The sequence below is a fragment of the Sulfitobacter sp. 1A15299 genome (genome assembly GCF_043556915.1).
Lineage (GTDB): Bacteria > Pseudomonadota > Alphaproteobacteria > Rhodobacterales > Rhodobacteraceae > Sulfitobacter.
In genome coordinates this window covers 16042-39359 of sequence record NZ_JBIFFJ010000019.1, presented here as the reverse complement: position 1 = coordinate 39359, position 23318 = coordinate 16042, and the positions used below count along the sequence as shown (strand labels likewise).

Here is a 23318-nt window from a genome sequence, read left to right as displayed (position 1 = left end):
GCTGAGGGCGGCTCTCATGCGATAAGGGAGCCGCTGTCCGGCACCTATGTATGCCGGTCAGCGGCGGGGGACGGATCGGGACACTTCAGGTCGTGCAAGGACCGAAAAGCAGTGTGATCACCCTCGTCTTTTCTATCGACCTGAACGGATACCGGGGCGCGAGGCCCGCATGACAAGACGAGGTGAGGAAAAGACAAATGTACAATATCATTGGAATCGACGTTTCGAAAGACTGGCTGGACGCCTGCTGCCTATCGACCACAGAACATCGGCAATTTGCCAATGATGGGCGCGGGCTTCGCGCACTTCGTCAGTGGATAGCGACCAACCGCGCATCTTTGGTCGTGTTCGAAGCGTCCGGTATTTATCATCGGCGGCTAGAAGACAGCCTTTCCACCGCGACCATACCGTATGCCAAGGTCAATCCAAGGCAGGCCCGAAGGTTTGCTGAAGCGACAGGAAAGATAGCAAAGACTGACCGGGTCGACGCGAGGATCTTGGCCAGAATGGGCGCAGTTCTGGAACTCGAAGCCCAAACGCCTAAGGCGGAATATCTTAACGCTCTCAGAGAGATGGCGACCGCCAGACGGGGGCTGATTAAGGACCGCGTGACGGTCAAAACACGAATGCAAACGACCACTCAAACGCTTTTGAAACGCCAGTTGAGGGAACGGCTGACCCAGGTTGAAAAGCACTTGGAGCAAATCGACAAAGCGATCACGGAACTGATCTGCCATGATGATCAGTTAGCTGCAAAGTTCGAAATCCTGACCAGCGTTCCCGGCATCTCTAAAGTGACGGCATTTTCGATGCTTATCGAAATGCCAGAACTTGGAACCATGAGTGGGAAACAGGCCGCATGTCTTGCTGGCTTGGCTCCGATCTCGCGCCAATCGGGGAAATGGCAGGGCAAGGAACGCATTCGGGGCGGGCGAGCATTCTTCCGTCGAGCCATGTATATGCCTGCGCTCTGCGTGATCCGGCATGACCTGAGTGCTAAGCGGAAATACGATCAACTCGTTCAGGCAGGAAAGCCACCCAAAGTGGCACTCACAGCCATCATGCGAAAGCTTGTCGTCGTTGCAAACGCACTTCTCAGAGATGGCCGCAAATGGTCCGAAAGCTGCGCTTGATCAACACGGATACTGCTTTGCCGATGGGTGACATTACTGCTTTGCGTTGGTGTCTCAAGGGTCGTTGCGACAGTTTCCGCTATCTCAGTTTCCTCAACTCTTCCCTGAACGCTTCCGTCGGTGTGCGCCAACCAAGGCACTTTCTTGGCGTGCCGTTGAGGCGGTCACAAATCGCCTTCATATTGCGATTTGAGAGCGCCGCGAGCTGGGTGTCACGGGGAAGATATCGCCGTGCGCGTTTGTTGAGGTTCTCGACCGAGCCTTTTTGCCAGGGTGCTTGTGGGTCACAAAACCAGCTGTCAGTGCCGATGCCCGACTTGAGCTTTCTCCACTCCCGGAATTCGAAACCACGGTCAAAGGTGATCGATTTGCGGGCCGGCTGGGGTAGGGGTTCCATCACATCCATCAGCTTGCGCATGAAGTGGGTCGAACTGCGGTCGTTGTTGCGAAACAGGACGGCGAACCTGGTCTTGCGTTCGACGAGCGAAGCCACGTTCATCTTGCCATTGGCACGTTCAAAGATCATCAGATCGCCTTCCCAGTCACCGAACGCCTCGCGTGTCTTCACATGTTCAGGGCGCTCGTGAATGGACCGATCCAGCGGGAATACCTGGTCTCGGGGGCGTCTGGCATACCGGGACCGTCGTTTCTTGCGACGACTTGGAAGGTATCTGGCTAATTCTTCGGATTGTCCCTCAGCGCTGTAAACATGGGCGTAGATCGTCTCATGGCTGACGCGAATGGCATGTCCTTCGAATGTAAGCCGACCGGCAATCTGCTCGGGCGACCAGCCTTCTTTCAACTGAGTGATAACAGCCTTCCGAAGCTTAGGGAGACGGATCAATTTCCGCCGCCGCGCACGTCGAGCTTCTGCCTTCCGCTGTGCAATCACACAATAGTAGCCACTGAGATTTGGCATTTCGCCATCAATGTAAAAATTCCGCTTTATGTCGCGATAGACTGTTGAGCGGTGTCTCCCAAGCTCAGCGGCTATTTTGTTGATCGAGAATTTTGCTCTGAGCATGTCCTCGATGATGCGTCTTTCACGCAAATCCAGCTCTGTATGTGCCATGTCTGTTCTCCTTGCTTTTTCAGCAAGATACCGGAAGTGTCGCAACCCAGTTTAGAATGTGCCCGTGCTACAAACATGATTCCTATAATCAGGGTTATGTAACTAAAGTACGCTGCCCCAGATCCACCAGCCACACCCGCTTGCCGCTCTTCTTCCAGCATGGTGCGGCAAGGTCTCATATGGTTTCGAAGGCAGAGTGTTCTAACAGATTGGCGGGATCCGTGCAGCGATCGTGGAGCCGGGGTCGATTAAGCAAGCGCATAAACCCAATGAGTTTGTCGAGGTCGAACAGCTCGAGAAATGCGTTCAGTTTCTAGGCGACATCATCGGCTTTCTCTCGACGGAATGACCGCTTCGCGCAGTGACCTTTGTCTGCCTGCCGCGACGACCAAGCGGCCTGCATTTTCATTTCGGCGAAAGTGCTCACTTAGCCTGCGACAGCAAAAGCACCTCGAAGGTCACGCAGACCCGGTTAGCACGCGCTGCAAGTTCCCCCCTCACCGGCAGCCCCTCAAGCCCTACGGAAATCGCGCAGCGTCCATTTTCCCCAAACAAAAGTACTTCGGTCGCAATATCCATCAATGCTGGCTGCCCCTGTAATTGCGTGCCGACGAAACTCCCCAGGCCTTTCACCGCCCTGACAGACAAGCCAAAAACCGCCGCGCATTTCTCTATGCCGTCTTCGATCACTTCGTTGGGCCGGATCGCTCCAAGCACAGCGTTCGGGTTGTCCACCGGCCCTGTCTCGATGGGACGGAACAGGGTGAACTCTGTCTCGGCATTTGGCGCGGTTTCGAGTATGGCGCCTTCGAGCAGCCAAACATCCACGGTATGATCCGCAGATAGGACCGCCTTCTCCGCCAAGAGATGCCCCGCATGACAGGCTCCGTCCTCCGCCCGCCACATCCCGTGAATATGCGCGAATGCCGCACCATCCCGCCGCCCCAGATGCGCACCAGCCCGTTCGATTACGGCATCTCGCAACTCGCTCTCCGCGCTGTACCACGCCACATGCCGATCATCCGGCGAGGGTGCGGGGCGCACGAAGGTGAGCTTTTCGACAGGCAGATCAGTCAGGTCGAACCACGCGCCCGCGCCATCCGCTGCTTCCGTCATCGCCTCAAAAAGCGTCGCCCCCGCAGGCAATGTCACCCGGCGATGCACCGCCCGGCAGGGCAGCGCACTGACACGCGCAGCCTCTGTCGGACCGGGGTGTTGCACCATTCGTGTCTCAGACATCCGCAAGCGCGCCACGTTCGGCCAGTTCGGCGCGGATTAACTTCTTGGTGATCTTGCCATAGCCCGATTTCGGCATCTCATCCCAGAAGACCACAGTTTTAGGCATTTTGTAGCGCGGCACCTTATCCCCCAGCCACGCCAGCAACGCATCGGCCTCAGGCGCGGCACCCTCGGCGACGCAAACCGCGATCCCGACCTCGCCCCATGTCGGGTCCGGCATTCCCAGTACGGCGCATTCGCTGATGGCCGGGTGCTGCAGGATTTTCTCCTCGATCTCTCGTGGGTAGATGTTGGACCCGCCTGAAATATACATGTCCGACGCCCGGTCGGTGAGATAAAGAAACCCTTCGGCGTCCATATGCCCAAGATCACCGGTCAGGAACCAGCCGTCGCGAAAGGCTTTCCAACGGGAAATCCCCGATGTTTCGGAAATGCGGTAGTAGGACTCTTTCGGAAAGATGCACGAGGTCCAAACTACGGTAAGGCAGTTCAACCAAACGCCTACCATTCACCATATCCCGGAATTACCGGTGCTGCGTTCGCCCCTTTGATTGCGATCAACGCCCCATTTTCCTCTAATTCGGTTATTTTCAAATCTCACCGAATAGAGCTGTCGTCAATTTTAAGGTGGTCGCGCCTCCACTGCATCGAATACCTTAGCTACAACAGTCTTTTCCTTCTGGAGCATCCATGAGCACAAAATATTTCGCGCCACACGGGGGGCACCCCGGACAAGAGCAGCTTCTTACCGATCGCGCCATCTTCAAGGATGCCTACGCAGTCATCCCGAAAGGCACCATGCGCGATATCGTTACTAGCTTTCTGCCTTTCTGGGAAAAGACGCGCCTTTGGGTCATCGCGCGGCCAATGAGTGGGTTTGCCGAGACTTTTTCTCAATACATCATGGAAGTGCAGCCCGGCGGGGGCTCTGACAAAGCCGAGTTGGACCCGGAGGCCGAAGGCGTCCTTTTCGTGGTGGAAGGCACCGCGACTTTGCGGGTCGGTGGCGAGACCTATGAGCTAAGCCCGGGCGGCTATGCGTATCTGCCCCCATCAAGCGGCTGGACCCTGCGAAACGAAGGAGACGAAGTCTTGCGGTTCCACTGGGTGCGCAAGGCCTATGAGGCCGTCGCCGGGTTGGATATGCCCGACGTATTGGTCCTGAACGAAAACGATATCGAACCGACGCCAATGCCCGGCACGGATGGCAAATGGTCGACAACCCGCTTTGTCGATCCGTCTGACCTGCGCCACGACATGCATGTCACGATTGTTACCTTCGAACCGGGCGGCGTGATCCCTTTCCTTGAGACACATGTGATGGAGCATGGGCTCTATGTCTTGGAGGGCAAAGCGGTCTACAATCTGAACAATGACTGGGTCGAAGTCGAAGCTGGCGACTATATGTGGCTTCGCGCTTTTTGCCCTCAGGCGTGCTATGCGGGGGGGCCGAGGCGGTTCCGTTACCTGCTATACAAGGACGTAAACCGGCATATGGCGCTTCGACCCGGAACTGCGTCATACCCTCAGCATCAGCGGCTTAAGGCTGCGGCCGAGTAACGTCGCCCCCGATTGCGAGGCTCAATTCATGAGCCGCCTTGATGACGGGGCGGCTCAGTTCTTTGACCTCTGACGCGCCGACCCTGCTTATTGGCCCCGATATCGAGATTCCCGCGACAGCTTCGCCATTCATGTCGAATACCGGCGCTGCGATACAGCGCATGCCCTCGTTTCTCTCTTCATTATCGACTGAAAAACCGCTTTCCCGAATGGCTTCGAGGTTCTGGCGCAGGGCTGTCGGATCAACGATCGTATGGGCGGTGAAGCGCGTCATCTGCCCCTTCGACAGAAGCTTGTCCAAACGCTCAGGCTCCATATAGGCGAGCAACGCCTTACCGATGCCGGAGGCATGCATTGGCGACAGGCTGCCGGGTGGGAAAAAGGCGCGGATGTTCGCATGTGTTTCCACCTGGCTTAGGAACAAAACCGCATCTTCTTGCCCCTTGCCGATATTGGCTGTTTCACCGGTCGTCTCCATCAGCTTTCGCATGATGGGTCGCGCACGATCGACAAGGCTTGTGCGCCGAAGGAAACGCGCGCCGATCACAAAGGCGCGCGGGCCAACGTACCAAACCTGCTCTTCGTGGTCGAATTCGACCAGCCCCCTGCCCTCGAGCGTTACAAGGATGCGGTAGACGGTCGCTGGCGATTGGCGCATTTCATCCGCCAGCTTGGTGAGCGGTTTGCCCTGTGCTTCGCTGAGATACTCAAAGACCTCCATGGCCCGGTCGAGCGATTTTATCGTGTTCTGCGCGGTCTTGTCCGTCCAGCCGCGCGGCCTTCCGCGTGCCTTGCGAGCCGCCCCAGAACCATTTTCTTGAAAATCCATAAAAACTTTTCGCTCACATGTGAAAGATGAACTCACCATATGAAAAATATAAGCCACTGACAACGCTTGGAATAAACATATCATTTAAAAAATGAAAGCTCATTTCAAAAAAGTATCACCCCGCCTCGGCCCCCTTTACTGTGAGATCAACAATGGAAGGAGACCGTCCATGAGCTTTCAAAATCTCGTTTTCATCCCGGGCCCGACGAACATCCCCGAAAGCCTGCGCAAGGCCTGCGACATGCCGACGATCGACCACCGATCACCGCTGTTCGGCCAAATTCTGCATCCCGCGCGTGCAGGTGTTCGGAAGATCCTGAAAAGCGGCAACGCAGAGGTCTTCATTTTCCCGTCCACTGGCACGGGGGGGTGGGAAACCGCGCTGACCAATACGTTGTCACCCGGTGACAAAGTGCTTGCGGCGCGCAATGGCATGTTCAGTCATCGTTGGATCGATATGTGCCAGCGCCATGGCCTTTCCGTGCAAGTAGTCGAAACCACATGGGGCGCGGGGCTTCCGGCGGAACGCTATGAAGAGATCCTGGCCGCGGATAAGAACCACGAGATCAAGGCGGTCCTTGCCACACATAATGAAACGGCCACCGGCGTGAAATCGGACATCGCGGCAGTGCGCCGTGCGCTGGATGCATCGGGTCATCCTGCGATGCTGTTCGTCGACGGGGTATCGTCGATTGCCTCGATGGATTTCCGCTTCGACGAATGGGGCGTGGACGTTGCCGTGACCGGGTCGCAAAAAGGGTTCATGCTGCCCGCAGGCCTCGCCATCGTTGGCTTCTCACCCAAGGCGATGGAGGCCACTAAGACCGCCACTCTGCCCCGCACTTTTTTCGATGTGCATGACATGGCGAAGGGCTACGCGAACAACGCCTATCCTTACACGCCTGCGGTGGGTCTGCTAAACGGGTTGAACCAGGCCTGTGATATGCTGCTGCGCGAGGGTCTGGAGAATGTGTTTGACCGGCATCACCGAATTGCTGAGGGCGTGCGCGCGGCTGTCGGCGCTTGGGGGCTTGATCTTTGCGCCACCGATCCTTCGGTCTACTCCGACACCGTCAGCGCCATTCGGACGCCGGAAGGCTTTAACGCCACCGATATCGTGACACATGCCGCCAACAGATATGAGGTCGCTTTTGGCGTGGGCCTTGGGGAGGTTGCAGGCAAGGTGTTCCGGATCGGCCACCTCGGTAGCCTTACGGATGTCATGGCCCTCTCCGGCATTGCGACGGCAGAGATGTGCATGGTCGATCTTGGACTGAATATCAAACTCGGTTCCGGGGTCGCGGCGGCCCAAGAGTATTATCGCGGCCATTCTACGGCAGCGCAGAAGGACGCTGCGTGATGAAGGACACTCAGATGTACATCCCCACTTACGAGGACATGCTAGAGGCTCACGCGCGGATCGGCCCTCACATCTGCCGCACGCCGGTCCGCACCTCGGACTACCTCAACGAACTGGCCGGTTGCGAGCTGTTCTTCAAATGCGAAAATTTTCAGGAGCCCGGTGCCTTCAAAGTGCGGGGCGCCTCGAACGCGGTCTTCGGGCTGCGAGACGAACAGGCGGCCAAAGGTGTCGCGACCCATTCCTCGGGCAACCATGCCTCCTGCCTGTCCTATGCCGCTATGAAGCGCGGCATTCCCTGCAACGTGGTGATGCCGCGCACAGCGCCGCAGGCGAAGAAGGACACGGTGCGCCGCTTTGGCGGCGTCATTACCGAATGCGAGCCGTCGACCAGTTCCCGCGAAGCGACCTTTGCCGAGGTACAGGCCGCGACGGGGGGCGATTTTGTCCATCCCTACAACGACCCCCGCGTGATCGCCGGTCAAGGCACCTGCGCGCACGAGTTCATGGAGCAGACGGATGGACTTGACGCGGTGGTGGCGCCCATCGGCGGCGGCGGGATGATCTCTGGCACCTGCCTCACCCTCGCGACCCTCGCACCTGAGACTCAGATCATCGCCGCCGAACCTGAACAGGCCGATGACGCTTACCGTAGCTTCAAGGCGGGCCATATCATCGCCGACGATGCGCCTAAAACCATTGCCGATGGGCTTCTCGTCCCGCTCAAGGACCTGACTTGGCATTTCGTCTCGAACCATGTGTCCGAAGTCTACACAGCGACGGAGCAAGAAATCGTAGAGGCGATGAAGCTGACGTGGAAACATCTGCGCGTGGTGATGGAGCCATCCTCTGCTGTGCCGCTCGCGACAGTTCTTAAAAACCCGGAAACGTTTAAGGGCAAACGCGTTGGCCTGATCATCACGGGCGGCAATGTCGACCTCGACAGGCTGCCATGGCTGAACGCCGCGTGATCCCAATTGACTGAAAATTAAGGAGCACGGACATGAAAGATATGACCAATCTCGACGCATACGAAGTGGGCTACGATATCCCGGCAAAACCCGGCATGGATGAGGCCGACATTCAAACCCCGAGCCTTATGCTCGATCTTGACGCGCTGGAGCGCAACATCAAGAAGATGGGGGATTACGCCAAGGCGCATGGCATTCGCCACCGGACCCATGGCAAAATGCACAAGTCGGTCGACGTGCAAAGGCTTCAGGAAAAGCTCGGCGGTGCCTGCGGTGTCTGCTGCCAGAAAGTCTCCGAGGCCGAGGTTTTTGCCCGGGGCGGCATCAAGGATATCCTCGTCTCGAACCAAGTGCGCGATCCTGCCAAGATCGACCGTCTTGCCCGCCTGCCCAAGCTTGGCGCCCGCACGATCTGTTGCGTGGACGATCTTGCCAACGTGGCCGACCTGTCGTCGGCGGCGCGGACACATGGCACCGAAATCGAATGTCTTGTCGAGATAGACTGCGGCGCCGGACGCTGCGGTGTGACCTCCACCTCTGACGTTGTTGAGATTGCCAAGGCCATCGACGCGGCTGAGGGTCTTAAGTTCGCTGGCCTGCAGGCCTATCAGGGCGCAATGCAGCACCTCGACAGCTATGACGAACGCAAGGCGAAGATAGATATTGCCGTGGCGATGGTCAAAGATGCGGTCGATACGTTGAAAGCCGAAGGTTTGGCGTGTGACATCGTCGGCGGTGGCGGCACCGGCTCCTACTATTTCGAGTCCAACTCTGGCGTGTATAACGAATTGCAGTGCGGCTCCTATGCCTTCATGGACGCGGACTATGGGCGCATCCTTGACAAAGACGGCAACCGCATCGACCAAGGTGAATGGGAAAATGCCTTTTTTATCCTCACAAGCGTCATGAGCCATGCAAAGGCAGACAAAGCGATCGTTGACGCGGGGCTCAAGGCTCAATCCGTCGATAGCGGCCTGCCGGTGGTCTACGGACGCGACGATGTCGAATACGTTAAATGTTCGGACGAGCATGGGGTCGTGATGGATCCGAACGGTGCGCTCCGTGTGAACGACAAGCTGAAGCTGGTTCCGGGACACTGCGATCCGACCGCCAATGTGCATGACTGGTATGTCGGTGTGCGCAACGGCAAGGTCGAATGCCTCTGGCCTGTCTCGGCACGCGGTCACGCCTATTGATCAGCCGGTTCACGGCTGGGCGGCGGCTGCGTCGTCGCCAAAGACCTGCGCCCCCTGACCGGGTTTTTCCCCACCCGCACAGGGGGCGCTCCTTCAAGATAGGTGTCAAACCGCGCTTATCTGCTCGGAGCCGGCGGCTCAAAGCTGCTGGCCCGCCTCCCGGACTGCTCTGACCCGAAGAATTTGGAGACTAAAATGCTGATCGTACCTGAACGCGAAATTGCCGACCTCATGACCCGCGCGGCCGCTTTTGATGCCATCGAAAAGGTGTTCGCCGCGATGGCCTCCGGCGATGCCTACAACTTTCCGGTCGTTCGCGAAGCGATCGGCCACGAAGACGCGCTTTATGGGTTCAAAGGCGGATTTGACCGCGCGGGCTTGACCCTGGGGTTGAAGGCCGGTGGCTATTGGCCAAACAATCTGGAGAAACGCGGGTTGATCAATCACCAGTCCACTGTCTTCCTGTTTGATCCCGATAGCGGCAAGGTCAAGGCCATGGTGGGTGGCAACCTGCTGACCGCCCTGCGCACGGCGGCGGCCTCCTCTGTGTCGATCAAGCACCTCGCGCGCAAAGACGCCTCCGTGCTCGGCATGGTCGGCGCAGGTCATCAAGCCACCTTCCAACTGCGCGCCGCCCTGGAGCAGCGCAACTTCGAAAAGGTGATCGGCTGGAATTATCACCCGGAGATGCTGCCCAATATCGAAAAGGTGGCTCAGGAAGCGGGAGTTCCCTTTGAGGCCGTCGATCTGCCCGCCATGCCCGAAGCGGATGTCATCATCTCGATCACCTCCGCCTTTGTGCCCTCGCTGATGGCCGATCATGTCAGCCCCGGTACCCATGTTGCCTGCATGGGCACCGACACCAAGGGCAAGCAGGAAGTCGAAGCCGCCCTGCTCGGGCGCGCTGCCGTGTTCACCGATGAGGTTGCGCAATCCGTGAGTATCGGCGAGGCGCAGCATGCCATCGCGGAGGGGATCATCACTGAGACCGATGTGGCCCAGCTCGGCGCGGTGATTAACAGGGACCATCCGGGGCGCATCTCGAAGGATCAGATCACCCTGTTCGACGGTACCGGCGTGGGGCTACAGGATCTTGCTGTCGCGGCCAAAGTCGTCGATCTGGCTGTCGAGAAGGGCATCGCGGTCGAAGTGGACTTCTAGCCCAAGCCCATAGCCTCCCAATAACTCGCGTTCCGGGTCGCGCCAAAACGGCGCGGCCTTTCGCGCGCAACAAGACGGTAGCTTTCATGTTTCTGCCTCTGTCCCTGCTTTTTGTGGGCGCGGTACTGATCCTGAACGGGTTCTGGATGTCCGGACGGATCTCGGATCGGGAGATCGTTGTCATCAACCTGGCGACGGCAGCGATCACGGCTGGCGTGGCTGCCGTTTCGCTGACCCGCGCAATGACCCCAGAAGATGTGCGGACCGTGGCCCTGACCCTGCTCTTCAGCGTGACCTACCTTTGGGTGGCGGTTAACCGGCTGACCGGCGCAGACGGCCGGGGACTTGGCTGGTTCAGCCTCTTCGTCGCTCTCTCGGTCCTGCCCCAAGCCTATCAAGCGATCGTGACAGCGGCAGGCTTCGTCGCTCTATGGCTCGGCCTGTGTTGGCTGGCTTGGTCAGGTCTGTGGTTCTTGTATTTCGTCACATTGGCGTTGCAGAAACAGATACAAGGTCCGACAACCGTCGCGACCCTGGGCGCTGGCGTTCTGACGGCTTGGCTGCCCGCCCTTGTCTTATTGTACGGAGCGCATCCATGACTGGCAAACTACGGGTTTTCATCAATGGCTTTGGCCGTATCGGCAGGACATTGCTGCGTCAGATCCTCGAAGACGACGCTCGGGCCGACGTGGAGATTGTGGGGATCAACGACATCGCCCCGCTGGAAACCTGCATCTACCTGCTTCGCTACGACAGTGTTTATGGCCCCCTTTCCGTTCCCGTGACCACAGGCGCCAATCAGGTGACGATTGGCGCAAAGACCATCCCCTTCACCCGCGAGCCAGATTTGCGGGCATTGGACCTGCGCGGCGTCGACGTGGTGATGGAGTGTACCGGCAAGGTTCAAGAGCGACAGTTTGCGAAAGCTGGCATTGATGGCGGCGCGCGAAACGTGCTGATCTCGGGTCCATCGAAAGCGGCCGAACGGACCGTTGTCCTCGGCGCCAATGAGCAGGAGCTGGGCGACGCGCGGATCATTTCCAATGCCTCTTGTACGACCAACGCGATCGCGCCACTGCTGCGTACCATTGATCTTGGGCTTGGCATATCGCGTGCGCATGTCACGACAATTCACTGTTACACCGGAAGCCAACCCACGGTGGACCAGCCCGGCGCCAGTTTGGAACGAAGTCGCGCGGCCGCCGTCTCAATGATACCGACATCCACAAGCGCTGCCGATCAGCTATTTAACATCCTACCCGAGTTTTGTGACCGGCTCAGCGTGGCCGCCGTTCGCGTGCCTTGCATCTCGGTCTCGGCTATCGACGCGACGCTTCAACTTGCGGAACAGCCCGAAGGGTCAGGCGTGGAATTTCTGCGCGAGGCCTTTGCAGGCTCGGCATTGGTTGGGCTTTGCGATGACCCCTGTGTTTCCACCGATTTCCGGGGCCGCCCTGAATCTTTGGTGATCGCCCTTCCCGAAACGCAAGAGATCGAACACCGCCAACTGCGCGTCTTTGGCTGGTACGACAACGAATGGGGTTTCTCGGCAAGGATGCTGGATATGGCGTCGCGCATTGCACATAGGGGCGGCTAATCCCGCCCAGAAATCTACCCGCATGATCCAAGACTGTCTTAGCGCAAAATAATGCGGCGCAGAGTTCGCGCCGCATTCTTCTTTAATCATTCGCAGCAGTACGCCTGTTGCAAAGGGTTTGTCAGACACTGTCAGTTTTGCTTAGCGAGCCCTTTCCATACCCGGACATCCCGCCAGAGACTTCCTCGGTGGATTCGCTTGAAAGCTCCTCGGGCAGTGCGAGGTTGAGCACGATGGCAATAACAGCCGCGGGCAGAATGCCGGAAGTCGCCAAGACCTTCAGAGTTCCCGGCAGGTACTGAAGCGCGTTCGGCTCAAGCTGCAGACCCAGGCCAAGCGACAGCGAGATGGCAAAGATCACCATGTTGCGCCGGTTCCAGTTCACGTCTGACAGCATCGAGATGCCCGCCGCCACAACCATGCCGAACATGACGATAACGCCCCCGCCCAGCACTTCGATCGGGATCGAGGAAATTATAGCACCGATCTTGGGCACAAGGCCGCATACGATCAGGAAAAGTGCGCCAATGGTGACGACCATGCGGCTCATTACACCCGTCATGGCGATCAGGCCCACATTTTGACTGAACGATGTATTGGGCAGCGCGCCGAAAAAGCCCGAGATCGCCGTGCTGATCCCGTCGGCATAGGTCGCGCCCTGAATTTCGCGATCCGTCGCCTCCCGACCGGCACCGCCCTTGGTGATACCGGAAACATCGCCCACCGTCTCGATGGCCGAGACAAAGGACATGGCGCAGAAACCGACGATGGCCGCAACGGTGAATTCAAGACCAAAGTGGAGTGGATTTGGCAGAGCAAAGCTTGCGGCCCGCCCAACATTACCCAGATTGACCTCACCGAGCGCAAAGGCGACCGCATAACCGACCAAAAGACCAATCAGCACCGCCGATACGGACAACATGCCCCGGGTAAAGAATTTCAGCCCAAGCGTCACCAGGATCACCGTTCCGGCCATGAACCAGTTGAGACCCGAACCATATTCTTCCGTACCGATTGCCGGCACGCCGCCCGCTGCGTATTGGATGCCGACCTTGACCAGCGCCAGACCAATCATAGTCACGACCAAGCCGGTCACCAGCGGCGGCAATGCAAATCGCAGCCTGCCGATGAAAAGCCCCAGAAAGGCGTGGAACAGACCGCCCGCGACGATCCCACCCATCAAGACCGCGATCGCGTCGACGCCTTTGCCCGCGACGAGCGGGATCATAATCGGTATGAAAGCAAAGGATGTCCCCTGCACGATGGGCAGGCGCGCGCCAACAGGGCCAAGCCCAACCGACTGGAAAAGCGTCGCAATCCCTGCAAAGAACATAGACATCTGAATCATGTAGATCATTTGCGGGAAGTCAGGGCTGTTCGAGCCAAAGCCGAAGCCTGCAGCGCCGCAAACGATGATCGCCGGTGTGACGTTCGATACGAACATCGCCAGCACGTGCTGAATTCCGAGTGGCACCGCTTTTGTTAACGGCGGGGTATAATTTGGATCGCGGAGCTGGTCCGGCGTTCCGATAGATGCATCAGACATTGTGATTGTTTCTCCCTATTGATGCGTGGGCCGGCTCCCTTATTTTCTGCCAATTTATCGATTATCGCTCGATGATGAATGGCTCATCGAACCAGTGTTCCTCCAGATTTGGGCCGTCGCTGACCCGATCGACTACGATGAACAGCCCTGGATCGGACAGCGGACACAAAACCCCGTGCCAGACGTTCCGCCCGATGTTCACCGCCTGCCCTGATCCGGCAATAAAGGCGCGGGGCGCGAACGGGGCACCGTCCTTATCTTCCGCCAGCACGACAAGATATTCGCCTTCCTGCATCGGCATGAAAGCTTGGCTTCCCAGCGGATGCCGTTCCATCATTTCCATTGTGAAAGGCATCGAGAACGACTCGGATTGAAAGACGCTGACCCCGAGCCGACCATCAACGTCTAATGTCGCACGATCGTGGAAACGTCCGCAGCGCCCTTGGTTAATCAGCTTGTCGGGCATGTCCGACGCGTCGATCAGCTCTGCCAACCCCGCGATGGCTCCAGAACTGATTTTGTTTGCCGTCAAAATGTTACTCATGATGCAAACTTCTCGATCAGGCGCAGTTCTGCGATGCGTTCCACCTGCCTGCAGGCTTCGGAGAACTCGGTATCGCGCTCATTTCCGATGCGGCGGTGAAATGCTTCGAGAATGCTCGATTTTGTGTTGTCCTTCACTGCAATGATGAAGGGAAAGCCGTGCCGTTCCACATACTCTCTATTGAGTTTCTGGAAGCTCTCCCGCTCTTCATCGGTCAGCAGATCCAGCCCTGCCCCCTTCTGTTCAAGGGTGCTCTCCTTAGTAAGGCGGCCGGCAGCCGCCAGTTTTCCTGCCAAATCGGGGTGTGCGGTCAGAACCCCCATACGCTGTTCTTCGGAAGCATTGCGGAATACCCGCGCTAGTGCGTTGTGAATACCTGCTGCATTGTCATGGGTCGCGCCAAGCTCAAGATCGAATGCGCCCTCTGCGATCCACGGGCTGTGTTCGAACACGCCACCGAATTCGGCGACAAAGGTTTCCCGGTCCATATCAGATGGCACGATACCTTCGGCTGGCGGATGCAGGCTGGCCCAGTGATCGGCGATCTGTTCTCGTGTGGCGAACCAGACCCCCTCATGTTTCGCAAAATGCTCCAGAACCCGCTTCAGAGCCATGGCACGGCCCGGCCGTCCAATAAGACGGCAGTGCAACCCGACCGACAGCATCTTCGGCGCGCCCGCGACCCCTTCGGCATAGAGCATGTCGAAACTGTCCTTGAGATAGCTCTCGAACTGGTCACCATTCGTGTAGCCCGCTTGGATCGCGAACCGCATGTCATTGCAGTCCATCGTGTAGGGCACGATCAACTGGTCTTTGCCCCCGGCCTTGACCCAATAGGGCAGATCATCGGCATAACTGTCAGCGATATAGGCGAAGTTACCTTCCTCGGCGGCAAGGTCTACAGTATTCATGGAGCAGCGCCCGGTGTACCAACCGCGCGGGGCCTCCCCCACCACTTCGGTATGCAGGCGGATTGCCTCGCGGATCTGGGCGCGTTCTTCGTCCGGCTCCATGTCTTTGTGTTCGATCCACTTCAGACCATGGCTGGCAATTTCCCAGCCCGCATCCTTCATCGCCTTGAGTTGTTGCGGCGCCCGCATCAGGGCAGTCGTCACGCCATAGACGGTGATCGGCGTATCTTTTAGCAGATCGTGAACCCGCCAGAAGCCTGCGCGGCTGCCGTACTCATAGATCGATTCCATGTTCCAGTGGCGTTGACCCGGCCAAGGAGCGGCGCCGGTAATTTCCGAAAGAAAGGCTTCGGACGCAGCATCACCGTGCAGGATATTGTTTTCGCCGCCCTCTTCATAATTCAGTACGATTTGTACGGCAATTTTTGCACCGTTGGGCCATTGCGCGGCCGGGATGCTACGACCATAGCCGGTCATATCTCTTGGGTAACGGTTCACTTGGATATTCCTTCTTGCTTTCTACATCCTAAACTCAAAAACCCAGACGCTTTTTCAAAAAATAATTAAAGGAGCCTTCTGCCCGTCGACATTTGTCACGGAAACCAATTCTGCGTAAACACGATTAACCTCGGAGGAGAAGTTTAAATGGCCGGCTACCTTACCACCCATGTGCTCGACACTGCGCGGGGCTGCCCCGCCAAGGGCTTGACAATCGAATTGTTTCGCCTCACTGGTTCCGATCGGCATTTGTTGAAAACATTGACGACAAACGACGACGGGCGCACGGATGAGCAGATCTTGCCCGAGACAGCGTTCGAGCTGGGCGAATATGAACTGATGTTCCATGCAGGTGCCTATCTGGATGCAAGCGGCACGCCGCCTGAAGACCCACGCTTCCTAAACGTGATCCCCATCCGGTTTGGCATGTCCGAACAGTCTCACTACCATGTGCCCCTCCTGCTCTCTCCTTTCGGCTACGCCACATATCGCGGCAGCTGAAGCATCGCGGGCGCATCTCGGCTAGATCGTCGCGGCGATCCGGTCGACCATAAATTCCATGAACAGGCGCGTTTTCGGGTCTTGGCGGCGGCGGTGGGTGAACAGGCAGGCCATCTGGATCGGCTCGGGCGGCGTCTTTTTCGCGACCGGGACCAAAGCGCCGGTCCGCAGATGGTCCGCGATCTCGAAAACTGGTTTCATCGCGACACCATGCCCCGCAAGGGCCCAATCGGTGAGCACGTCACCGTCGTCAGATTCGTAGCGCCCCGAGACCCGAAAACGTTTGGGGCCGTCCTTTGTCTTGAGCAACCACCGGAATTCAGTCGCCCCCGGGAAGCGTAGGTTAAGGCATTCGTGCCCTTCCGAAACCAAAGCCTCTCCACCGTCGGGCATGCCCCGCCGCGCGATATACTCTGGCGAGGCACAGAGCACCCGTTCGACATCCGCAATCTTCCGAATGCGTAGATTGCTGTCTTCGGGTTGACCTAGAAAAAACGCGAGGTCCAGTCCTTCGGTCGTCAGATCCACCTTGCGGTCCGTCAAACGCAAGCGCACGCTGACCTCGGGATAACTCTTCAAGAAGCCGGGAACCTGCGGCGCGATCAATCGTCGCCCGACACCCAAGGGCGCCGCCACATAAAGCGAGCCTTTGAGATTTTCGGTGATGTTGACGATCTGCGCCTCGGCGCTTTCGACGGCTTCGAGGATCTCAGTCGCGCCCCGGTAGAAAGCCTTTCCCTGCTCGGTTGGGGAAAGACTGCGCGTTGTCCGTTGGAAAAGCCTGACACCAAGCCGTTCTTCCAACTGGGAAATCCGAGATGACGTCACAGCGGGAGATATCCGCAGATCTCGTCCCGCGGCAGACATGCTGCCAAGTTCATAGACGCGCACGAAGGTACGGATGTTATCGAAGTAGGACATTATTCTGTCTTTTTTGATGCTGCTTGGTCCCTCATCGCGATACCAGAACAAAGCAGTCTCGCCTAGTGTGCTGGAAAATTCGAATCTTAGGAGGCAAGCCATGTACGATTTGGCAATTCTGTGGGACTGGATCGCGTTCAGCGTGCGCTGGCTGCATGTGATCACTGCAATGGCGTGGATCGGGGCATCGTTCTACTTTATCGCGCTCGACCTCATGCTGAAGCCAAACGACGCCCTGCCCGAAGGCGCCTATGGCGAAGAGTGGGAAGTGCATGGCGGGGGCTTTTACCACACCGTCAAATATCTGGTGGCGCCCGCCCGGATGCCTGAACATCTGACCTGGCACAAATGGCAAAGCTACAGCACTTGGCTGTCCGGCGCGGCGCTTTTGATGATCATCTATTGGGTGGGCGGTGAACTATTTCTGCTCGATCCCACCAAGGCCGATCTCTCGCTTTGGCAGGGCATCCTGATCTCCGGCGGCTCCTTGACGATCGGTTGGCTGCTATACGACGTGATGTGCAAATCGCAACTCGCCGATCACCCCACGGTTCTGATGCTGCTCTTGTTCGTGATCCTTGTGTTCATGTCCTGGGGATACAACCAGATCTTTACCGGCCGGGCGGCACTGCTGCATCTCGGCGCGTTCACAGCGACGATCATGACTGCAAATGTGTTTTTCCAGATCATGCCCAACCAACGGGTCGTCGTCGAAGACCTCAAGGCGGGGCGGACGCCTGATGCGAAATACGGCAAGATCGCCAAGGTGCGCTCGACACATAACAACTACCTGACGCTGCCGGTGGTGTTCTTGATGCTGTCGAACCACTATCCGTTGGCTTTTGGAACTGAGTTCAGCTGGATTATCGCCAGCCTGATCTTTCTGACCGGTGTCACCATTCGCCACTACTTTAACACGATGCACAAAACCGGAACCGGCCCACATTGGACTTGGGCAGTGACCGTGTTACTGATGATTTTGATCGCGTGGCTCTCTACCATTCGGACAGGCGATACTTGGGAGGACGCAGAGGCCCGTGCGTTGACGGCATACGAACAGACCTATGCCGCCGCCGAGGGGTTTGAAAATGCCTACGACACCGTCATCAGCAACTGTTCGATGTGCCATGCCCGAGAACCGGTCTGGGGCAACATGCAGTGGGCGCCGAAAGGCGTCTACCTTGAGACACCGGGCGACGTGGCGCGTCATGCTGAGCAGATTTATCTGCAAGCGGGCGTGAGCCATGCCATGCCGCCGCCGAACGCCGTACAGATGGATGAAGAAGCGCGGCGCAGCATTGTCGCGTGGGTGCGCGAAGTACGTCGTCAGTAGCGCTGCGCATTCCGCGTTGTTTTGGCTTTCGGCACGCAGGCAGCAGGCGGCGGACCAAACCCCGAGGATGAATGTGCTCAAGCCTCAGGCAAAGAAGCGTTTGCTATTTCGCGCGATATGATCAACGAAGAGACGGACCTTCGGATCCTGAAGCTTTTTGTGGGGATAAAGGCAGCCAAAAATGGTCGGTTTTGGTGGGGTGTGAGGCAATACTTCGACCAGCCGTCCCGATTTCAGGTGTTCGCGCACGTCAAAGCGGGGCTTGTTGATGATTCCGCGCCCGGCCAGCGCCCAATCGGTCAAAACATCACCGTCATCGGCATCGAACCGTCCGCGAACTTCCAGTTTTCGAGGGCCCATATCGGTCTGAAGCGTCCAGTAATATTCTGGTGACCTCGGATACCGAAGTAGAAGGCAGTTGTGCGCCTGATCGTGAAGATCGTCAGGCGTCTTTGGCGTTCCAGAGCGAGACAGATAATCGGGCGAGGCGCACAAGACCCGATCGCAATCCGCGAACTTTCGCAGCTTCATCGTGGAATCGCTCGGCTCGCCAATGAAGAACGCGATGTCCAGCCCATCGGCCATGATGTCAACCCGTCGGTCAGAGAGCCGCATCCGAATCTCAGTATCGGGATAGGTATCAGAAAACTCGGGCACCAAGGGCGCAACTATCCGTCGCCCGACCCCAAGTGGGGCCGTGATGCGCAGAGTGCCCCGCGGGGCGTCGGAAAAGCTGGCGACCCGAGCCTCGGCATTGTCCAAGGCCTGTAGAATGGCATGGGCTTCTTCGTAGAATACGGTGCCTACTTCTGTCGGGGTTATTGAACGTGTCGTCCGATTAAAGAGACGCACACCAAGATGTTTTTCAAGCTCTTTCAATCGCTTGCTTGCAACGGCAGGGGTCAATCTCAGATCCCGGCCACCGGAAGTAATGCTTCCCAGTTCCATCACGCGAACGAAAACGCGCAGGCTTTCGATATAAGACATATAGGTGATCTCCTCACCCATGAGGATGCCCAAGCCCCGGTCTAATTTCAACGATCTGTTGAAATTATTTAGCGTTTCAGGTGATTTTTTTACCTAAACAACTGTGTCTATCGTAGCGGCGACGATCACAGCCAGACTGGCGATTGGGAGGCACACCGTGGACTATCAACGCGACATTCGTTTCATCCTTAACGGCACGGAGATGTCTTTGGCTGACGTACCAGCCAGCCAAACCCTTCTCGATTTTCTCCGGCTCGACCGTCGCCTGACCGGGTCAAAGGAAGGCTGCGCCGAAGGCGATTGCGGCGCTTGTACCGTGCTTGTGGGTCGCCTTGGCACTGCCGGCTTGGTGTATGAACCGATCAATGCCTGCATTCGCTTTCTGGCCTCCCTCCACGGGTGCCATGTGGTCACGGTCGAGCATCTCTCCGGCCCAGAGGGTCGGTTGCACCCGGTCCAAGAAGCGATGATCGACCATCACGGCAGCCAATGCGGCTTTTGCACGCCCGGATTTGTCATGTCGCTCTATGCGCTCTGGATGCAGACGCCCGAACCAACGTCGCAAGAGGTTGAGACGGCGTTGCAAGGCAATCTTTGCCGTTGCACCGGCTACGAGCCGATTATTCAGGCGGCTGTGGCCGTGTCGCGCTATGGCACGCCATCGTCGGATTTGCTGAACGCCGAACGCGAAGAGATAACAGCGCGCCTGCAGGCGCTTCATTCCAAAAAACGCATCGTCTCTGGTCCCGAAGATAACCTAAGCATCATTCCGGCGGACGTGGACGATCTGGCCGATTGCCTGTTGAGCTATCCGAACGCCACCATCGTCGCGGGGTCTACCGATGTCGGGCTATGGGTGACAAAGTTCCTACGGCAAATCGGACCTGCAATTTTTACCGGCCATCTGAACGCCTTGAAAACAGTCGAACGACAGGGGGATCAACTGATAATCGGGGCTGGCGCCAGCTATACCGATTGTCAGGCCGTCCTGTCGGAGCACCTGCCACATCTTATTCCATATTGGAACCGTATCGCGGGTTGGCAGGTGCGTAATATGGGCACGGTTGGGGGCAACATCGCGAATGGCTCTCCGATTGGGGATACCCCGCCCGTCCTGATTGCGCTTGGCGCCCAGATCACGCTGCGGCACGGCGATGCCCGTCGCAACATGCCCCTGGAGAAGTTTTTCATCGACTATGGCAAGCAGGATCGCGCAGCGGCGGAAATTGTCGAAAGCATTCAGGTTCCCCTGCCTGGCTCCGACGATTTGAACGCCGCCTACAAAATCTCAAAACGGCGTGACGAGGATATCTCATCGGTGGCCGTGGGCATCCATATGACAGTTACCGAAAGCGTGATCAGCAATGCCTGCATTGCCTTTGGCGGCATGGCGGCAACGCCTAAACGTGCGAAGGCCGCGGAAACTGTTCTGAACGGTCAGCGCTGGACGCGCGAGATCTTCGAGGCCGCGGCAGCAGCGCTGGCCGAGGATTTCGAACCGCTCACCGATTGGCGCGCCTCGTCGCAGTATCGAAAGCTCACGGCGCAGAACCTGCTGCGCCGGTTCTATCTTGAACAGGATGCGCAGAGCGCTGCTCCCGTTCAACTTATCAACGCTTAATGAAAGGAGACGACAGATGAAAGACAACGTTTCCATCACCGGCACCGCCCACAGCGATCGCATTCACGACAGCGCGTCCAAACATGTGACAGGCGCGGCAGATTACACCGACGATATTGCCCTGCCCGAGGGAACGCTACACGCCTATTTGGGTGTCTCGGATGTTGCCCATGCGACGCTTTTGGGCATCGATTATACCGAAGTCCTCGCGACCCCCGGTGTGATCGGCGTTTTGACGGCCGACGATGTGCCGGGTGTCAACGACCTGAGCCCGACCGGGCTGAATGATGAGCCGGTTTTCCCCACCGATCTGATCCAATTTCAGGGTCAACCGTTGTTCGCGGTGATCGCGAAGACACGCGACATTGCGCGGCGTGCCGCGGAAAAAGCCAAAATCAGTTACGATGGGCTGCCCCATGCGCTTGATCCCATTCAGGCGCAGCAGGCGGGATACCCGCATGTCACCGCTCCGCTGAAACTGGAGCGGGGCGATGTCGATAGGGCAATGGAATCTGCAAGCAATCGGATCAAAGGCAGGATTACGGTCGGCGGACAGGATCATATGTATCTTGAAGGGCATATCGCCTTGGCCATTCCCGGAGAGGACGACGATATCGTCGTGCATTCCTCCACGCAGCACCCCTCCGAAGCGCAGCATATGGTGGCGCAGGTGCTCGGTGTGCCCTCGAATGCCGTAGTGGTGAACGTGCGCCGCATGGGCGGTGGGTTCGGCGGCAAAGAAAGCCAGATGAACCTGTTCTGCGCCGTCGCCGCGATGGCGACGAAAAAGTGGAACCGCGCCGTGAAAATTCGCCCCGACCGGGACCAGGACATGACGGCCACGGGGAAACGTCATGACTTCGTGATCGATTATGACGTTTCTTTCGACGCGGCAGGACGCATCGAAGCGGTGAACGGCAGCTTTGCTGCACGCTGCGGTTTTTCCGCCGATCTCTCGGGGCCAGTGACCGACCGCGCCTTGTTTCACGCCGATAACGCCTATTTCTACCCGAATGTCCGGCTTGAAAGCCACCCGATGAAAACAAACACCGTGTCCAACACGGCCTTTCGCGGCTTTGGCGGCCCGCAGGGGGTGGTGGCAGCGGAACGCATCATCGAAGAAATCGCCTATGCCACCGGTCAGGATCCACTGGATGTACGCAAGGCCAACTTCTATGGCGGCGCGGGGCGCGACCTAACGCCCTATCACCAGAAAGTCGAAGACAGCATTCTCGAACGGCTTGTCGGGGAATTGGAGAACACCTCAGACTACCGCCAGCGGCGCAAGGAGATCATAGCTTACAACGAGTCCTCGCCGGTGCTCAAAAAGGGGATCGCGCTGACCCCGGTCAAGTTCGGAATTTCCTTTACGGCGACGTGGTACAATCAGGCCGGCGCGCTCGTGCATGTCTATAACGACGGGTCGATCCACCTGAACCATGGCGGCACCGAGATGGGTCAGGGGCTGAACACCAAGGTGGCACAGATTGTCGCCGAGGCATTTCAGGTCGACTTCGAGCGGATCAAGATCACCAAGACCACCACGGAGAAAGTGCCGAACACATCAGCGACTGCGGCCTCCAGCGGTACCGACCTAAACGGTATGGCCGCGCTCAATGCAGTAGAGCAGATCAAAGCGCGGCTCGTCGCGTTTGCATTGTCAACTTGGGATGTTCCCGCAGAAGAGGTGACTTTCCACGCAAACAAAGTGTTCATCGGGAAGGATATCCTGACATTTGATGCATTCATCAAACAGGCCTATCTCGCCCGCGTGCAGCTTTCGGCGGCGGGATTCTACAAAACACCCAAAATCCACTGGGACCGCAGCAAGGGACAGGGGCGCCCATTCTACTACTATGCCTATGGCGCGGCATGCTCTGAGGTGACAATAGATACGCTGACGGGCGAATATCGGGTTGAGCGCACGGACATTCTGCATGACGTGGGCCGCTCGCTCAATCCGGCTCTGGACCGGGGACAGGTAGAGGGTGCCTTCATCCAAGGCATGGGATGGCTTACGACCGAGGAATTATGGTGGGATGATGCCGGACGGCTGCGGACCCATGCGCTCTCCACCTACAAAATCCCCCTCGCCTCGGACCGCCCCCGCATATTTAACGTGAGCCTTGCCGACTGGTCTGAGAATCGCGAATTGACCGTAAAGCGCTCCAAGGCCGTAGGAGAGCCGCCCTTCATGCTTGGGGTTTCGGTCTTCGAAGCGCTCTCGATGGCCGTCGCTTCGGTCGCCGACTACCGCGTGTGTCCGCGTCTTGATGCTCCGGCCACGCCGGAACGCGTGTTGCTAGCCGTGACGCGGCTGCAGGCCATGGTGTGAACC

21 protein-coding genes are annotated in these 23318 nt (G+C 57.9%); 12 read left to right on the top strand and 9 right to left on the bottom strand.

Annotated features, from left to right (window positions below; genetic code table 11):
* The first annotated feature begins 197 nt into the window (after positions 1–197).
* On the top strand, positions 198–1133 hold the full coding sequence (locus ACGYK7_RS14845; RefSeq protein ID WP_394403289.1) for an IS110 family transposase: 936 nt from the start codon (positions 198–200) through the stop codon (positions 1131–1133).
* A gap of 79 nt (positions 1134–1212) precedes the next feature.
* Here the strand turns inward: ACGYK7_RS14845 and ACGYK7_RS14840 are convergent, their stop codons facing one another.
* The 3 genes from ACGYK7_RS14840 to ACGYK7_RS14830 form a co-directional block, all read right to left on the bottom strand.
* A complete protein-coding gene (locus ACGYK7_RS14840; RefSeq protein ID WP_067629841.1) occupies positions 1213–2205 on the bottom strand; it encodes an IS30 family transposase in 993 nt (330 codons plus the stop codon).
* 423 nt (positions 2206–2628) lie between these two features.
* Complete coding sequence (locus ACGYK7_RS14835; protein WP_394403286.1) at positions 2629–3444, bottom strand: hypothetical protein; 816 nt, start codon at positions 3442–3444, stop codon at positions 2629–2631.
* Positions 3437–3664, bottom strand: a complete 228-nt coding sequence (locus ACGYK7_RS14830; RefSeq protein ID WP_394403292.1) for a hypothetical protein — start codon at positions 3662–3664, stop codon at positions 3437–3439. The genes ACGYK7_RS14835 and ACGYK7_RS14830 overlap by 8 nt, the downstream gene beginning before the upstream one ends.
* Before the next feature lie 470 nt (positions 3665–4134).
* Here ACGYK7_RS14830 and ACGYK7_RS14825 point away from each other — a divergent pair, with 470 nt between their 5' ends.
* On the top strand, positions 4135–5004 hold the full coding sequence (locus ACGYK7_RS14825; RefSeq protein ID WP_394403284.1) for a bifunctional allantoicase/(S)-ureidoglycine aminohydrolase: 870 nt from the start codon (positions 4135–4137) through the stop codon (positions 5002–5004).
* Here ACGYK7_RS14825 and bhcR read toward each other — a convergent pair.
* Positions 4985–5833 carry an HTH-type transcriptional regulator BhcR gene (gene bhcR / locus ACGYK7_RS14820; RefSeq protein WP_394403291.1) on the bottom strand — a complete coding sequence of 283 codons (849 nt, stop codon included), beginning with the start codon at positions 5831–5833 and terminating at the stop codon, positions 4985–4987. The genes ACGYK7_RS14825 and bhcR overlap by 20 nt on opposite strands.
* 169 nt (positions 5834–6002) lie before the next feature.
* Between bhcR and bhcA the strand changes: the two genes are divergently transcribed.
* From bhcA to ACGYK7_RS14790, 6 genes are all read left to right on the top strand, one after another.
* Positions 6003–7193, top strand: a complete 1191-nt coding sequence (gene bhcA, locus ACGYK7_RS14815) for an L-aspartate--glyoxylate aminotransferase BhcA (protein ID WP_394403282.1) — start codon at positions 6003–6005, stop codon at positions 7191–7193.
* Positions 7193–8164 (top strand): beta-hydroxyaspartate dehydratase BhcB, encoded by a 972-nt coding sequence (gene bhcB / locus ACGYK7_RS14810; protein WP_394403280.1) that lies wholly within the window; start codon positions 7193–7195, stop codon positions 8162–8164. Before bhcA ends, bhcB begins: the two co-directional genes overlap by 1 nt.
* A 32-nt stretch (positions 8165–8196) precedes the next feature.
* Positions 8197–9360 carry a 3-hydroxy-D-aspartate aldolase BhcC gene (bhcC, locus tag ACGYK7_RS14805; RefSeq protein ID WP_394403278.1) on the top strand — a complete coding sequence of 388 codons (1164 nt, stop codon included), beginning with the start codon at positions 8197–8199 and terminating at the stop codon, positions 9358–9360.
* A 195-nt stretch (positions 9361–9555) separates the two neighbouring features.
* Positions 9556–10521 carry an iminosuccinate reductase BhcD gene (gene bhcD / locus ACGYK7_RS14800; RefSeq protein ID WP_394403276.1) on the top strand — a complete coding sequence of 322 codons (966 nt, stop codon included), beginning with the start codon at positions 9556–9558 and terminating at the stop codon, positions 10519–10521.
* Between the two features lie 86 nt (positions 10522–10607).
* Positions 10608–11120: an AmiS/UreI family transporter gene (locus ACGYK7_RS14795; RefSeq protein WP_394403274.1), complete on the top strand. Its 513-nt coding sequence runs from the start codon at positions 10608–10610 to the stop codon at positions 11118–11120.
* Positions 11117–12118 (top strand): type I glyceraldehyde-3-phosphate dehydrogenase, encoded by a 1002-nt coding sequence (locus ACGYK7_RS14790; protein WP_394403272.1) that lies wholly within the window; start codon positions 11117–11119, stop codon positions 12116–12118. The genes ACGYK7_RS14795 and ACGYK7_RS14790 overlap by 4 nt, the downstream gene beginning before the upstream one ends.
* Positions 12119–12239: 121 nt before the next feature.
* Here ACGYK7_RS14790 and ACGYK7_RS14785 read toward each other — a convergent pair whose 3' ends face one another.
* The 3 genes from ACGYK7_RS14785 to puuE form a co-directional block, all read right to left on the bottom strand.
* Positions 12240–13664, bottom strand: coding sequence for a uracil-xanthine permease family protein (locus tag ACGYK7_RS14785; RefSeq protein WP_394403270.1), 1425 nt, complete (start codon positions 13662–13664; stop codon positions 12240–12242).
* A gap of 61 nt (positions 13665–13725) precedes the next feature.
* Positions 13726–14208 (bottom strand): ureidoglycolate lyase, encoded by a 483-nt coding sequence (locus ACGYK7_RS14780; protein ID WP_067264940.1) that lies wholly within the window; start codon positions 14206–14208, stop codon positions 13726–13728.
* Positions 14205–15617: an allantoinase PuuE gene (gene puuE, locus ACGYK7_RS14775; protein ID WP_394403269.1), complete on the bottom strand. Its 1413-nt coding sequence runs from the start codon at positions 15615–15617 to the stop codon at positions 14205–14207. Before puuE ends, ACGYK7_RS14780 begins: the two co-directional genes overlap by 4 nt.
* A gap of 147 nt (positions 15618–15764) precedes the next feature.
* Here puuE and uraH point away from each other — a divergent pair, with 147 nt between their 5' ends.
* Positions 15765–16118 (top strand): hydroxyisourate hydrolase, encoded by a 354-nt coding sequence (gene uraH, locus ACGYK7_RS14770; protein WP_394403268.1) that lies wholly within the window; start codon positions 15765–15767, stop codon positions 16116–16118.
* Positions 16119–16139: 21 nt separating this feature from the next.
* Here uraH and ACGYK7_RS14765 read toward each other — a convergent pair whose 3' ends face one another.
* Positions 16140–17039 carry a LysR family transcriptional regulator gene (locus ACGYK7_RS14765; protein WP_394403266.1) on the bottom strand — a complete coding sequence of 300 codons (900 nt, stop codon included), beginning with the start codon at positions 17037–17039 and terminating at the stop codon, positions 16140–16142.
* 100 nt (positions 17040–17139) lie between these two features.
* Here ACGYK7_RS14765 and ACGYK7_RS14760 point away from each other — a divergent pair, with 100 nt between their 5' ends.
* Positions 17140–18372: a urate hydroxylase PuuD gene (locus ACGYK7_RS14760; protein ID WP_394403264.1), complete on the top strand. Its 1233-nt coding sequence runs from the start codon at positions 17140–17142 to the stop codon at positions 18370–18372.
* Positions 18373–18456: 84 nt separating this feature from the next.
* Here the strand turns inward: ACGYK7_RS14760 and ACGYK7_RS14755 are convergent, their stop codons facing one another.
* Positions 18457–19359: a LysR substrate-binding domain-containing protein gene (locus ACGYK7_RS14755; RefSeq protein ID WP_394403262.1), complete on the bottom strand. Its 903-nt coding sequence runs from the start codon at positions 19357–19359 to the stop codon at positions 18457–18459.
* A gap of 157 nt (positions 19360–19516) precedes the next feature.
* Between ACGYK7_RS14755 and xdhA the strand changes: the two genes are divergently transcribed.
* Both xdhA and xdhB read left to right on the top strand, forming a co-directional pair.
* Positions 19517–20980, top strand: coding sequence for a xanthine dehydrogenase small subunit (gene xdhA / locus ACGYK7_RS14750; RefSeq protein WP_394403260.1), 1464 nt, complete (start codon positions 19517–19519; stop codon positions 20978–20980).
* A gap of 16 nt (positions 20981–20996) precedes the next feature.
* Positions 20997–23315: a xanthine dehydrogenase molybdopterin binding subunit gene (xdhB, locus tag ACGYK7_RS14745; RefSeq protein ID WP_394403258.1), complete on the top strand. Its 2319-nt coding sequence runs from the start codon at positions 20997–20999 to the stop codon at positions 23313–23315.
* Positions 23316–23318: the final 3 nt, after the last annotated feature.